The organism is Microbacterium sp. 4-7, from assembly GCF_014332665.1.
Classification (GTDB): Bacteria; Actinomycetota; Actinomycetes; order Actinomycetales; family Microbacteriaceae; genus Microbacterium.
Map to the genome: position 1 here is coordinate 347,406 of NZ_MCRH01000003.1, position 14,099 is coordinate 361,504.

Genomic DNA, 14,099 nt, shown 5'->3' on the forward strand with positions numbered 1-14,099 from the left:
CGGCGTCCTTCACCCGCTTCGGGTGAGCGGCGGCGTCTCCGCTGACGCACGGATGTCAGCATGGGCACATCGTCCCGCATCGAGGGCGCGAGCGCGGAGGTGACGAGGTGCAGAGACCGCTGGCCGGCGTCACCCGTCACAACCTCGTGCGCGAGCTGCTCGCCGGCGTCACGCTCCTCGCGATCGCGATCCCCCTGAACATCGGGTATGCGCAGATCGCAGGTCTTCCCCCGACCGCAGGGCTCTACGCACTCGTCGTGCCGACGATCGTCTACGTGCTGGTCGTCTCGTCGAGACAGCTCGTCGCCTCGCCGGACGCGGCGGCGGCGGCGCTGGTCGCCTCCTCGATCGGAGGCCTCGCCGCGGCCGGCTCAGACGACTACATCACCATGGCACTCGCGCAGGCGATCATCTGCGGCGTCATGTTCGTGCTGCTCGCGGTCTTCAAACTGGGATTCCTCGCGAACTTCCTCTCGAAGCCGATCCTGGTCGGATTCGTCGGGGGCCTGGCCCTCGACATCCTCGTCTCGCAGATCGCCAAGATGCTGGGCGTCTCGATCGATTCAGGCGGCGAGTTCGTCGACAAGCTGGCGGGTCTCGTCGGGGGTCTCGGCACCACGAACCCGTGGTCGCTTGCGATCTCCATCGCGTCGGTCGCGATCCTCGTGCTGGGTCGGCGGATGCTGAGCGCGGTGCCCTGGGCGCTCGTCGTGATGGTGCTCGCCACCGTGGTGGTGCTCGGCACCGGCCTCGCGGATCGTGGCGTGGCCGTGCTCGGCGAGGTGCCTGCGGGCGCACCGACCCTCACCTGGCCCGTGCTCGACTGGCAGACGTGGCTGCTGCTCGTGCCGTCGGCCATGGCTCTGACCCTCGTGACCACGGCCGAGGGGCTGCTCGTCTCCCGCTCGTACGGCGAGAAGCGGCATTACCGCACGTCTCCGAACCGAGACCTGCTCGCGTTCGGCGTCGCGAACATCGCCGCCGGGGCCCAGGGCAGCTTCGCCGTCGGGTCGTCGACCAGCCGCACCGCGGCGATGGACCAGTCCGGCTCGCGCACTCAGCTGCCCTCGCTCGTGCTCGCCGCCGGGACACTGCTGCTGCTGCTGTTCGGCACCGGACTGCTCGAGGACATCCCCTCGCCCGCGATCGGCGCGATCGTGGGGGTCGCGATCCTCCCGCTGCTGGGCATCAGGGAATTCGCCGCACTCTGGCGGATCGATCGGTTCGAGTTCGCCATCGGCGCCGTGTGCTTCCTGGTGACGCTGTTCGTCGGTTCCATCCCCGGCATCCTGATCGCCTTCGTGCTCGCTCTCATCAACCTGGCGAGGCGCGCGTCGAGCCCGGCGATCGACGTGCTCGCCGACGATGATCGGCCGACGGCATCGCTGCTCGACGCCGCGCAACCCGGCGCCATGACCGCACCCGGGATCGTCGTGGTGCGGATGGCTGCGCCGCTGTTCTTCGCGAATGCGGATGCGTTCGCGACGGCGGTGCGCTCGGCGGTCGAGGCGCCGGGGCCGGGTGCCGTGCGCCACCTCGTCATCGACATGGAGGCGGTCACCGATGCGGATGTCACCGCGGCGGAATCGTTCGAGAGCCTCATGGAGTCGATGCGATCCCATGGCGTGACGGTGTCGTTCAGCCGTCTGCGCGCATCGGCGGAAGACCGACTGAAGAAGCTGGGGATCCTCGACCATCAGAGGGTCTTCGACACCAATCGTGCGGCGATCGAAGAGCTCAGCGCGCGCGCACCGTCAGAGAGAGGAACACGAGATGAATGATTTCCGCTACGGACCCGTGGAGTACTACCTCGTCGGGTTCGAGGGGAGGCATCCGGATCCGAGCATCTTCGGAGCGCTGGACGACCTCATAGGCGCGGGGACGGTGCGACTGCTCGATGTCGTCGTCCTCGCGAAATCGGACGACGGGGAGATCGAGGTCTTCGACCTCGAAGCGGGCGAGGTGCCAGGCCTCAGCGAGCTCGACCCGCTGGCCGCAGGCCTCGCCGGCGACGAGGACATCGAGATGCTCGCCGAGCTCGTGCCCGCCGGCAGCTCGGCCGCGATCGTCGTGCTCGAGCTCGCCTTCGCGAGGGCGCTCGCCGAGAACCTCGCACGTGCCGGGGGAGAGGTGCTGCGGACCGACCGCATCCCCGCCCCGGTCGTCAACGCCATGATGGACATCCTCGAGCAGGAAGGAGAGTGACATGCCTCTGAGGAGATTCGGCCGTCCGGGACTGATCGGACTCGCCGCGAGAACAGCAGTCGTCGCAGGAACCGCGTCGGCGGTGTCGGGGGCGTCGATGCGTCACCAGCAGCAGCGGGCGGAAGGACAGTACGAGCAGCAGCAGTACGAGGCCGCCCAGCAGCAGGCGCAGATAGATGCTGCAGCCCAGAACGCGGCGGCGCAGTACGCAGCCGCTCCCGCAGCTCCCCCTGCGCCTCCGGCTGCGGGCGGCGCAGACGACATGATCGCCAAGCTCCAGCAGCTGGCATCGCTGCGAGACTCCGGCGTGCTGTCGGAGGAGGAGTTCTCCGCGGCGAAGCAGAAGCTGCTGAGCTGAGCGGCCGAGCGGGCGAGGAGAGGGAGACGTCATGGGTCCGGTGATCGGTCAGCTGCTGCCGCTCGCGGTGGGCATCGCGATCAGCCCGCTGCCGGTGATCGCCGGCATCCTGATGCTGATGTCTCCCCGCGCCCGCTCCACAGGGGTCGGCTTCCTCGTCGGATGGCTCGGGGGGATCGTGATCGTGGCTGTGCTGTTCGCCGCCCTCTCGTCGGTCCTCCCGGACCAGTCCGGCGACGGAGCCACTCCGATTCTCGGGGTGGTGCAGCTCGTCCTCGGTGTGCTGATGCTGCTCATGGCGGTGCGCCAATGGCGGGGTCGGCCGAAGCCGGGCGCACAGCCCGAGATGCCGAAGTGGATGGCGCAGATCGACGGGATGACGTTCTTCGCCGCACTCGGGCTCGGACTGCTGCTCGCGGCGCTGAACCCCAAGAACCTGCTGCTCGGAGCCAGTGCCGGCGTGACTCTGGGTGGCGCGGGGCTCGGTGTCGGAGACATGGTCGTCGTGGTGGTGATCTACACGATCCTCGCGTCGTCGACGGTGTTGATCCCGGTCGTCGGATTCCTGCTCGCGTCGGAGCGCCTGCGCGCGCCGCTGGGCAGATTGCGCGACTGGCTGCAGGCGGAGAACGCCGTCATCATGACGGTGCTGCTTCTCGTGCTGGGTGTGGTGATCATCGGCAAGGGCATCGCCGCCTTCGGGTGAGCGACGCAGAACGGAGGGGACTCGGATGAGTGAACTGGATGAGCTCCGCGAGCGCGTCGTCGCGCTCGAACGGGAGAACGACGAACTCCGCACGCCGAAGAAGCGACGATTCCGAGCGAAGAGCGTCGTCGGTGCGATCCTGCTCGTGCTGGCTGTGGTGCTCGCGCCCGTCGCCACGATGGGAACCTGGGCCCGTCTGCAGTTGGTCGACACCGAGCGCTTCGTCGCCACATTCGCCCCGCTCGCGTCCGATCCGGATGTGCAGGATTTCGTCGCCGATCAGGTGACCACCGCGATAGACGAGCAGGTCGACATCTCGGCGGTCGTCGGCGAGGTGTTCGACGGCATCCGGTCGCTCGGGCTTCCACCGCGCGCCGACACGGCGATCTCACTGCTCGAGGGCCCCGCCGCGAACGGCGCGATCTCGCTGATCGACGGAGTGGTGCGCGATGTGGTGCGGTCAGACCAGTTCGCCGACATCTGGACGCAGTCGCTGCGCTTCACCCATGAGCGGGCCACGGCGATCATCCAGAACGCACCGGGCACGGCGGTGCAGCTCGGCGACGACGGCGCGGTCACGATCGAACTCGGAGTGGTGATCGACCGGGTCAAAGAGGCGATGTCGGAGCGCGGGATCGGCCTCGCCGACGTGATCCCCGAGATCGACAGGTCGATTCCCATCGCCCAGGCGGATGCCCTCGCGCTGGTGCGCACGGTGTACCAGGTCGCGGACATCGGCGGTTTCTGGCTGCCGTGGCTCGTGCTCGGTCTCTTCGTCGCCGGCGTGCTGCTGATGCGCGATCGACCTCGAGCGCTCTTCTGGTCGAGCGCAGGTTTCGCTCTCGTGTTCCTGCTGCTCACGGCGGGCATGGGCATCGGGCGAGGTGTGTTCATCCGCGCGGTGAGCCCGTCGATCATGTCGGCCGCGGCGGCGACGGCGCTGTTCGAACAGCTCACGTCGCTCCTTGCGGGGACGATCGCCGCGCTCGCCCTCGTCGGTGTGCTCATCGCGATCTGGGCGTGGCTCGCAGGCTCGGGTCGAACGGCGGTCGCGTTCAGGGGACTCCTCGAGAGCGGGTTCTCGGCCGTACGCGGTGCGGCCGAGAAGCGAGGCCTCACGACCGGTGCCTTCGGTCGAGGGGTGGACCGCTTCCGAGGTCCGATCTTCCTCGTCGGTGCGCTCGCGGCGATGACGCTGCTGATCGTCACGCGACCGGTGTCGTTCGGGGTGGTCATCGGAGTCGGAGCGGGCCTGCTGGTCCTCGCGATCCTCATCGAGCTGCTGCGTCGGCCGGAGGGGGACGCGGACATCGCGCCAGTGGCACGTGATCCGCGAGCCGAACCGGTGTCGGAGACTCTGACGGAGCGTGCTCCGGATGCCGTGAGCTAGCCCGGCCCCGGCGGCGCTCACCCTCGACGGGTGAGCGCCGCTGCATTCGACACGGATCAACGCAGAAGATGGGCGCATGACGGACGACTCGACACCCGAACGCAAGAGAGCCACGCGGATCCTCGACATCGTCACGGTCGTCCTGCTCTCGATCACCGCGGTCGTCACGGCCTGGTGCGGATTCGAGGCGTCGAAGTGGGGCGGCGAGATGTCGATCGCCTTCAGCCAGGCATCCAGTGCCCGGGTGCAGGCGGCGTCGGCCCAGTCGACAGCCCAGGCCGCGCGTCAGTACGACCTCACCATCTACACCGAGTGGGTGCTGGCGGAGGCGGACGGCAGGCAGGAGCTGGTGCAGTTCATCGAGCAGCGGTTCACCCCCGAGTTCACGGTCGCGTTCGACGCCTGGATCGCTGAAGACCGCGAATCGCAGGGACCGTTCGTGATGGAGGAGTACGTGCCCCCGGGCACGAGGGAGGCCGAGGAGCTCAACGCGCGAGCCGATGCGAAATTCGACGAGGCCCTCGCCAACAACCAGCGCGGCGACGACTATTCGCTGCTGACGGTGCTGTTCGCCCTGGTGCTGTTCTTCGCCGCACTGTCGCAGCACCAGAGCGCGGTCTGGCGGCGCAGGACATTCCTCGCACTCAGCGGTGTGATCGCCCTCGTGGGGCTCGTGATCCTGCTGACGTTCCCGATCAAGATCTGACTCCGCTCCGATGCAGATGACCGGGGAGGAGCTGCGACAGCGCTGGTTGCGCTATCGGCGTCGGTTCGGCTCGCGCCGCACCATCCTCAGCGATCTGAAGGCCGGAATCGTGCTGGGGGTCGAGAGCGTCCCCGACGGGCTCGCGTCGGGTCTGCTCGCCGGGGTGAACCCCGTGATGGGGTTGAACGCCTACATCGTCGGGACGTTCGCCGGCGCGCTGGCCACCGGATCGGTCTTCATGTCCGTGCAGGCGACAGGCGCGATGGCGGTGATCATCGCCGATGTGCCCGAGGTCCACGGAGACGACGGCATGGGCGCGATGGCGATGCTGACCGTGATGGCAGGCATCGTGATGCTGGTGCTCGGCGTCGCACGGCTGGGCAGCCTCGTGCGCTTCATCCCGACGGCGGTGCTGATCGGATTCGTCAACGCCGTCGCCGTCAACATCGTGCTCAGTCAGCTCGAGAACTTCACGGGGTTCGACAGCGATGCCGACGCTCGTCTGCTGAGGGTCGTCGACATCGCCGCGAACCTGCTGCAGATCAGCTGGTGGTCCGTGATCGTGGGCACCGTCACGATCGGACTGATTCTCCTGCTCGAGCGCACCCCGCTCGGCGCGCTCTCGATGGTCGTCGCGATCATCGTCGGATCCGCGCTCGCCGTGGTGCTGCCCGACGGCGCGGTCGCGACGATCTCCGACGTGGCAGAGGCGGGTCGGAGTCTTCCCTCGATCTCCCTGCCCGACCTGTCGATGATCTTCGTGCTCATCGTCCCCGCGCTGTCGCTCGCACTGGTCGGTCTCGTGCAGGGAGCCGCGATCTCCGGGTCCATCCCGAACCCCGACGGTCGCTACCCCGATGCCTCCGCCGACTTCCGCGGGCAGGGCATCGCCAACATCGCCACCGGGATGCTGCAGGGCATCCCCGTCGGAGGATCCATGTCGGCGACGGCGCTGTCCCGGGCAGCCGGGGCCCGCAGTGCGGCCGGCAATCTCATCGCCGCCGTCGTGATGGTGCTCAGCGTGCTCGTGTTCGGGCCGCTCATCGGATACATCGCGATGCCCGCGCTCGCCGGCCTCCTGATCCTGGTCGGAGTCCGCACGGTCAAGCCGCGGCAGATCGTCATGGTGTTCAAGACGGGCGCCGTGCAGATCGCCGTGTTCCTCGTCACCTTCGCGCTCACGCTCCTCATCCCGCTGCAGTACGCGGTGCTCGCCGGTGTCGGTCTCGCCGTGGTGCTGCAGATCGCACGCCAGTCGAATCGCGTGCGGGTGCGTCGGTGGGTGTTCGACGAGCCGAACGGGCGTCCGATCGAACAGGATCCGCCCCCGACCCTCGAACCGGGGGAGACGGTCGTGCTGACCCCCTACGGCAGTCTGTTCTTCGCCTCCGCGCCCTCGTTCCGTCAGCAGCTGCCCGACGCCGAGCACAGCAGCCCCGGAGCATTCGTGATCATCCGCCTCCGCGGCACGGACGAGCTGGGAGTGACCTTCCTCACGATGATCCGCACCTACGCCCAGGAGCTTGCGGCGGTGGGGGCCACTCTGATGGTCGCGGGCGTCGGCCCCCGGGTGCAGGCGCAGCTGGCCTCGACGGGCGTGCGCGCCGTCGTCGGCGAGGAGAACATCTTCGTCGAGCAGCCCCGACTCGGAGACGCGCTGCAGGACGCGCTCGCCGAGGTGTCGCGTCGCCGACTCGACGCCGGGTGATCGATGTCCCTCACCCTTCACGGGTGACGCGTGAGGGTGGGGGGATCGCGGCATGACTAGCCTCCTCGGGACGGACCATTTCTCATACGGCGACGAAGGAGAGACGATGTCGGAATTCAACGCGGACTTCTCGGGCAGGATCGAGCTGGACGTCCGGGACTCCGTGCCCGACTGGTCGCCGTACGAGCTGCCGGTGGCACCCGAGGGCGCGCCGAACGTGCTGGTGGTTCTCTACGACGACACCGGCCTCGCCTCCTGGTCCCCGTACGGCGGACGCATCAACATGCCGACCATGGATCGCCTCGCTCAAGCGGGTCTCACGTACACGCAGTGGCACACCACGTCGCTGTGCTCGCCGACCCGGTCGACCATGCTCACCGGCCGCAACCATCACGTCAACCGTGCGGGCGTGATCATGGAGGGTACGAACGGCTTCCCGGGGTTCGCGGGGCGGCTCCCTGCCGAATGCGCCACGGTCGGTCAGATCCTGCAGCAGAACGGATACTCGACGTTCTGGGTCGGCAAGAACCACAACGTCCCCGAGGAGGACGTCGCCCCGGGCGGCAACCGCTCGATGTGGCCCCTTCAGCTCGGCTTCGACCGCTTCTACGGCTTCCTCGGCGGCGAGACGAACAACTGGTATCCCGATCTTGTCGAGGACAACCACTTCATCGACGCCCCCGCGACGCCGGAGGAGGGATACCACCTCTCGAAGGACCTCGCGGATCAGGCTCTGCGGATGATCCGCAACCAGCAGTCCTCGAACCCGTCGAAGCCCTGGTACATGTGGTTCTGCCCGGGTGCCAACCACGCGCCCCACCACGCGCCGCAGGAGTACATCGACAAGTACAAGGGCGCGTTCGACGACGGCTATGACGCGTATCGCGAGTGGGTGCTCGCCCGCATGGTCGAGAAGGGCATCGTCCCGGAGGGGACTGCCCTGACGCCGATCAACCCGCTGCCGGACGACGTCGCGAACCCCGCCGACGAGGTGCGCCCCTGGGACGAGCTGAACGACGACGAGAAGCGTCTGTTCGCCAGATTCGCGGAGGTGTTCGCCGGGTTCTCCGAGTACACCGACGCGCAGGTCGGGCGCATCATCGACTATCTCGAGGAGAGCGGCCAGCTGGACAACACGCTGGTCTTCTACTGCGCCGACAACGGTGCGTCGGGCGAGGGCAGCCCCAACGGCTCCGTCAATGAGAACAAGTTCTTCAACGGATACCCGGACGACCTCGCCGAGAACCTGGCGATGCTCGATCGCCTGGGGTCTGCTGACACCTACAACCACTATCCGACGGGTTGGGCGGTGGCGTTCTCGACACCGTTCCAGATGTTCAAGCGCTACTCGCAGTTCGCCGGCGGCACGTGCGACCCGATGGTCATCCACTGGCCGAAGGGCATCCGCGCGCAGGGAGAGCTGCGTCACCAGTACCACCACTCGGTCGACGTGGTCGCCACGGTGCTCGACGTGGTCGGCATCGACATGCCTGAGGTCTTCCGTGGCGTGGAGCAGCATCCGCTCGACGGGGTCTCGATGAAGTACAGCTTCGACGCGGCGCCGGATGCGGCGACCGAGAAGAAGACGCAGTACTACTCGATGCTCGGCACGAGAGGGATCTGGAAGGACGGCTGGAAGGCGGCTGCCGTGCACGCGCCGCTGACCGGCAAAGGACGCTTCGAGGACGACGTATGGGAGCTCTACAACGTCGAGGTCGACCGTTCGGAGTCGAACGACCTCGCGGCCAGCGAGCCTGAGAAGCTGAAGGAGCTCATCGCCGCGTGGTTCGAGGAGGCCGATGCCAACTTCGTCCTTCCTCTGGACGACCGCTCCGCGAGAGAGCAGCTCACCATCGATCGGCCCCAGGCCGAGAAGCCCCGGGAGCGGTACGTCTACTACCCCGACACCGCAGCGGTGCCCGAGAGCGTCGCGGTCAACGTGCGAGGGCGCTCGTACAAGATCATCGCCGACGTCGTGCTCGACGAGGGCGCACAGGGGGTGCTGTTCGCCCACGGATCGAGGTTCGGCGGGCACTCGCTGTTCATCAAGGACAACCGCCTCACCTACGTGTACAACTTCCTCGGCATCCCGCCGGAGCAGACCTTCACCTCCGAGGAGCTGACTCCCGGTCCGCACACCCTCGGCGTGGAGTTCGTGCGGGAGGGGGCGGGGGAGCACGGAGAGTCGCTCGGCACAGCCACGCTCTACGTCGACGACCAGGCGGTCGCCTCTGGACCCATGCGTGCCCAGATCGGCAAGTTCACGCTGTGCGGAGACGGGCTCTGCATCGGATGGGACAGCGCGGATCCGGTGAGCAGCCAGTACGGGGTGCCGTTCCCGTTCACCGGGGGCAAGCTGCTCGGGGTCGGTGTCGACGTCAGCGGCGAGCAGTACCTCGATCTCGAACTGGAGGCCGCCGCGATGCTCTCCCGGGAGTAGACCGCAGGCCCGGCCTCTAGCGGGTCGCGGTGAACGCCTCGTCGACGTTCGCGTGCACCCGGCCCTCGGCGATCATGCGCTGATACCACTCCGTCTTCACCGCGATCGCCGTGGCACGTTCCGGCAGCGCGGCGATGTGCAGCGTGCTGTCCATCGCGGTCAGCTCACGGTCGAGGTCCTCCAGCATGTCGAGGACCGTGATCGTGACGATGTCGAGCCGCAGGGCGTCGAGGATCACGATGCGCACAGGTTCGGGCCGTTCGGCGACGATGTCGATGATCGCCCTCTCGCATGCGAGAGCGTTGGCCGTGTAGAGCCCGCGGACAGTGTGGATCGCGAGGCGTCCGTCGCGCTCTCCGATGATCTCGAGCCGCGGGATGTTGAGCTCTCGCAGTACCAGGATCAGCGTCAACGCCACTCCGGCGGCCACTGCGGCCAGCAGCCCGACGGTCAGGCCGAGCACGGCGACGATGAGCGCGATCCAGAAGTCCGTCGGACTGATCCGCGCCCACCGGACCAGCAGGGGGATGTCGATGAGCCCGGCCACGGCGAGGAAGACCATCGCCGCGAGAGTCGCCTGGGGAAGCAGCGAGACCACCGGGCCGAGGAAGACGGCGACCACGATCGCGAGCGCGACGGTGACGAGCGTCGCGAGCTGGGTCCTGGCACCGGCGTCCCGATTGACCGCGCTCTGCGAGAACCCGCCGGCGGCGGGGAGCACGGTGAAGAAGGTGCCGGCGAGGTTGGCGGCTCCCACGGCGACGAGCTCCTGGTCGGCGTCGATGGCGGGCTCGGTCATGCGGCGCATGCTGCGCGCGACTGCCGCGGTCTCGAGGAAGACCATCACCGCGATCGCGAGGGCGCCGGGAAGCAACGCTCCGATCTGCGTGAGGTCGGGAATGCCGGGGGTCGGGAGTCCCGAGGGCACGGGATCGATGAGCGCCACACCTCTCTCGTCGAGGTTCGCGAGTGCGACGAGGACGATGCCGCCGACCACGACGACGAGGGTTCCGGGGATCCGAGGGGCGAACCGCTTCAGCACGAGGAGGACGATCAGGCTCCCGACCGAGAGCGCGACCGTGGGCAGGTTGATGCTCGCAGCGGCTGCGATCGCGGCCTCGATGGTTCGGAAGAACCCCTCTCCCGAGACTTCCGATGTCTCGCCCAGGAGCTTCGGGAGCTGCCCCACGGCGACTGTGCCGCCGACACCGATCTTGACCCCCAGGATCGTCGCCGCACTGATGTTCTCGACCAGCGATCCCCACCGCAGCAGGCGCGCACCGATGAGCAGCAGACCGACCAGCATCGCCAGGGTCATCAGGCTTCCGGCCGGGTCCTCGACGCTCGACGCGACGGATGCCGTCACCAGCGTCGTGGCCGTGAGAGTGGCGATGGTCGACGTCGTCGACACGCTCATCGCGCGGGACCCGCCGAGCAGCGCATACACCAGCATCGGGATGATGCACGTGTAGAGCCCCACCTGCACGGGCAGGTTCGCGATGGTGGCGTATGCCATCGCCTGCGGCACCACGACGGCACCGGCTGCGAGGCCGGCGACGACATCGCGCATCAGCCATTCGCGACGGTACCCCGCCATGCTCGGCAGGAGGACTCGCGGGGCGCGTCGCGTGGCGTGGTCGCTCATGTGCTCATGCTGGCATCGAGACGCAGACCGGTCGCCGGCATGTCACCCGTCGAGGGCGAGGAGCGTCGTGTCGGTCACAGCTGCTCACGGGTCTCGTCGCGGTGGGTGATCCGTCGCACCCGGTCTCCGATGTACGAGATGACGAGCGCCGAGGTGGTGCCCACGATCGCGATGCCGCCGATCATCAGACACACCGCGTACACCCGTCCGAGAGTCGTCACCGGGTAGGTGTCGCCGTAGCCGACTGTCGCGATGGTGACGCACGCCCACCAGATCGCCGTGCCGAAGTCGATGATCGTCGCATCAGGGGCGCCGCGCTCCACCTGCAGGGTGGCGAGCGAGATGAAGTAGACGAAGAGCACCGTGTACGCGAGGGCGAAGGTGATGATCTGCGCCCGGACCGCGTCGCCGGTGCGGCGATGGAAATAGGGGAGGCCACGTGCGAGCTCGACGACGCGGAACGCTCGGAACAGGGGGACGGCAACGGACAGGACTTCGACGGGATGGTGCACCAGGAATGCGACGCGGCTCCCGGCCGGGGTGAGCGCCACCCGCACGATGAGGTCGATGACCAATGCGAGCCAGGTGATCGCGATCTCGACCACGAGCACGAGGCGTACCCAGTCTGGAAGGCCCGGCACGAGCACGATCACCGAGTACGCGACGATGAAGCCGAGGCCGAGCACCGTGAGGGGAACGGTCGCAGCGGACTCCCAGCGCTGCAGCGTCTCCCGCGCACCCTGCGGCTCGTCTCGGGCGGTGCCGGTCACGTCGTCGGTCACCGCGACCACCGTCGGACGCGGCGTGAATCCCAGGGGATGCGACGAACGACGCGCCCTTCCCTGGTCGCCGGTGACGGGCGAGCGCCGCGGTCTCCCGATACCCAGCGCAGCCAGAGGGTGTCGTCACTGCCTTCGAGAAGCAGAGTGCGCGCCAGGAGAGTCAGCGGCACAGCCAGCAGAGCACCGACCGGTCCGATGATCACGGTCCAGAACACGACGGCGAAGAAGCTCAGCGTGACGCTGAGCCCGACGGCATCACTGACGAAAGCCGGCTGAACGAACACCTGCAGAACGACGTTGACGACGCAGTACACGATCACCACGCCGAGAAGCAGCGGCCACCCACCCACCGCGAGAGCCAGGATCGCCGGGGGCACGAGTCCGATGACGAATCCGATGTTGGGGATGAAGTTCGTCACGAAGGCCAGGACGGCCCAGAGGACGGGGGCCGGCACTCCCAGCCACCAGAGCGCGAGGCCGTCCAGCGTCGCGACGATAGCGCCGAACACGGTGTTCACCACGTAGTAGCGCCGGATGTTCGTGTTCAGCCGCGATATGCGCGCGATCGTCTCGGCCTTGTGAGCGCCGAACACGGTCGACGCATGCTGGTAGCGTCCGGCATCCACCGCCATTACGACCACGTAGGCGCAGACCAGGAAGAGAGCGACGGCGATGCCGAGGACGGCGCTGCTCACGCCCTGGGCGACGGCGACGAGAGCGGGCACGACGATGCGCGCGGCGTCACCGGAGTCCGAGCTCGGGCCTCCGGTGCCCAGAGCGGCCCAACTGTCGAGCTGCGATGCGACATGCGTGAGATCGCCGCCGGGGGAGAGGTCGCCGAGGAGATCGATGAACTGCACTCCGGCGATCCACACCAAGGCGCCCATCGTGAGCAGCACAGAGTAGGCGAGGAGGATGATCGCCGTCACGCCGAGTCCCCGTGGCCACCCGCGCCGGACGAGAGCGCTGCTCGCCGGGCTGCAGATCACGACGACCACCAGAGCGACCGCGAGCGGCGCGATCACGTCGCGGAGGAGCCATGCTCCCGCCAGTGCGATCGTCGCGCACGCCAGCACCACGAGGACGTGGGTGCCGGCGGCGCGGGGGGTGCTCACGGCACGTCTGCGGGTGATCCGGAAACGCCCGGGAACACCGACTCCCAGTCGTCTCGCACGCTCACGACGATGTAACCGGCGTCGACGGCGCTCGCGAGAGCCGTCTCGGCACCGGCATCGTACGGAGTGTCCTCGCGGGAGTCGTCGTCATGGTGGATCAGCAGGGCCAGGCCCGGACGGGAGCCACGGCGAGCGAAATCGAGCATCGGAATGTCGCCGTTGGAGTTCCCGGCTGCGAAGAGCGGTCGGCGTCCGATCCTGCTCCAGATCCGCACGGGCTTCTCCGGCCCGTCATCGAAGAACGCCAAAGACGGCGCGTAGCGCACCACCGCCTTCTCCGCGTCGTAGCCGAGCCCGAACGCCGAGCCGATGACGCGTTCCGGCGGTATGCCGTAGTTGCTCTGCGTCATGGGTCGCATGAAATCGCGCTCGCCGCCTGACACGATGTAGCAGGTGAAGCCGTGCTGCTCGAGATACCGGAGCAGCTCCACCATCGGCTGATAGACCGCGTCGGCGTAGCGTCGCTGCAGCACGGGATGTGTCGCGGTCGCGAAGAACTCCGCCACCGACTCGGCGTACTTCTCCACGCTGACGCCATCGGTGAGTCCGCCGAGGGCTTGGAGGATCACGCCCAGATCCGAGTCATCACCCGAATAGTGCTTGTCGATGGCCGCGCCCAGCCACGCGAGATCACCGCTCACGGCTGCGCGGTACGGCTGCTTCTGCGCGAGCTCCGGGTCGAGCTCGGCGGCCACACGCCACTGCTCGACGACGTAGTGGAGCTGCGTCGGCATGGGCTTCTCCGACCAGAGGGTGCCGTCGTTGTCGAACACGGCGATGCGCTCTTCGACGGGAACCGCGTCCGCACCTTCCGTGACCGACAGGACGAAGCGCTCGATCGCGTCGCGCGTCGCACCCTGGTTCCAGGATCGCAGCTGTGCCGGGTCGTCCATCGCGCTCTCGATTCTCTCGATACTGGTGCGTCGTGCGGGCCGTTCGTCGGCCCATCCTGACACCGGCCGAGCGCGCGGTGGAGACCCCGTC

At 68.0% G+C, this 14,099-nt stretch carries 12 protein-coding genes; 8 read left to right on the top strand and 4 right to left on the bottom strand.

What is annotated here, in order from left to right:
* Nucleotides 1-107: 107 nt before the first annotated feature.
* The 8 genes from BEP68_RS05710 to BEP68_RS05745 all read left to right on the top strand — a co-directional run bounded on the left by BEP68_RS05710 (nt 108) and on the right by BEP68_RS05745 (nt 9,513).
* Nucleotides 108-1,781 (top strand): SulP family inorganic anion transporter, encoded by a 1,674-nt coding sequence (locus BEP68_RS05710; protein WP_187249476.1) that lies wholly within the window; start codon nt 108-110, stop codon nt 1,779-1,781.
* A complete protein-coding gene (locus BEP68_RS05715) occupies nt 1,774-2,205 on the top strand; it encodes a DUF6325 family protein (RefSeq protein ID WP_053095726.1) in 432 nt (143 codons plus the stop codon). Before BEP68_RS05710 ends, BEP68_RS05715 begins: the two co-directional genes overlap by 8 nt.
* A gap of 1 nt (nt 2,206) precedes the next feature.
* Nucleotides 2,207-2,563, top strand: a complete 357-nt coding sequence (locus BEP68_RS05720; RefSeq protein ID WP_053095727.1) for an SHOCT domain-containing protein — start codon at nt 2,207-2,209, stop codon at nt 2,561-2,563.
* 31 nt (nt 2,564-2,594) lie between these two features.
* The gene (locus tag BEP68_RS05725; protein WP_072591091.1) at nt 2,595-3,269 is read left to right on the top strand and encodes a GAP family protein; all 675 of its coding nucleotides are present in this window, start codon (nt 2,595-2,597) and stop codon (nt 3,267-3,269) included.
* Nucleotides 3,270-3,294: 25 nt separating this feature from the next.
* Nucleotides 3,295-4,659: a hypothetical protein gene (locus BEP68_RS05730; protein ID WP_187249477.1), complete on the top strand. Its 1,365-nt coding sequence runs from the start codon at nt 3,295-3,297 to the stop codon at nt 4,657-4,659.
* A 76-nt stretch (nt 4,660-4,735) separates the two neighbouring features.
* Nucleotides 4,736-5,365 carry a hypothetical protein gene (locus tag BEP68_RS05735; RefSeq protein WP_187249478.1) on the top strand — a complete coding sequence of 210 codons (630 nt, stop codon included), beginning with the start codon at nt 4,736-4,738 and terminating at the stop codon, nt 5,363-5,365.
* A gap of 10 nt (nt 5,366-5,375) precedes the next feature.
* Entirely contained in the window at nt 5,376-7,073 is a 1,698-nt protein-coding gene (locus BEP68_RS05740) for a SulP family inorganic anion transporter (RefSeq protein WP_222839166.1), read from the top strand.
* 106 nt (nt 7,074-7,179) lie between these two features.
* Nucleotides 7,180-9,513: an arylsulfatase gene (locus tag BEP68_RS05745; protein WP_187249479.1), complete on the top strand. Its 2,334-nt coding sequence runs from the start codon at nt 7,180-7,182 to the stop codon at nt 9,511-9,513.
* A gap of 16 nt (nt 9,514-9,529) precedes the next feature.
* Here the strand turns inward: BEP68_RS05745 and BEP68_RS05750 are convergent, their stop codons facing one another.
* The 4 genes from BEP68_RS05750 to BEP68_RS05765 all read right to left on the bottom strand — a co-directional run bounded on the left by BEP68_RS05750 (nt 9,530) and on the right by BEP68_RS05765 (nt 14,008).
* Complete coding sequence (locus BEP68_RS05750; protein WP_072591094.1) at nt 9,530-11,158, bottom strand: SulP family inorganic anion transporter; 1,629 nt, start codon at nt 11,156-11,158, stop codon at nt 9,530-9,532.
* Nucleotides 11,159-11,232: 74 nt separating this feature from the next.
* Complete coding sequence (locus tag BEP68_RS05755) at nt 11,233-11,940, bottom strand: potassium channel family protein (RefSeq protein ID WP_187249480.1); 708 nt, start codon at nt 11,938-11,940, stop codon at nt 11,233-11,235.
* A complete protein-coding gene (locus BEP68_RS05760; protein ID WP_187249481.1) occupies nt 11,937-13,055 on the bottom strand; it encodes an AI-2E family transporter in 1,119 nt (372 codons plus the stop codon). Before BEP68_RS05760 ends, BEP68_RS05755 begins: the two co-directional genes overlap by 4 nt.
* Entirely contained in the window at nt 13,052-14,008 is a 957-nt protein-coding gene (locus tag BEP68_RS05765; protein ID WP_187249482.1) for an HAD family hydrolase, read from the bottom strand. The genes BEP68_RS05760 and BEP68_RS05765 overlap by 4 nt, the downstream gene beginning before the upstream one ends.
* Between the last annotated feature and the right edge of the window lie 91 nt (nt 14,009-14,099).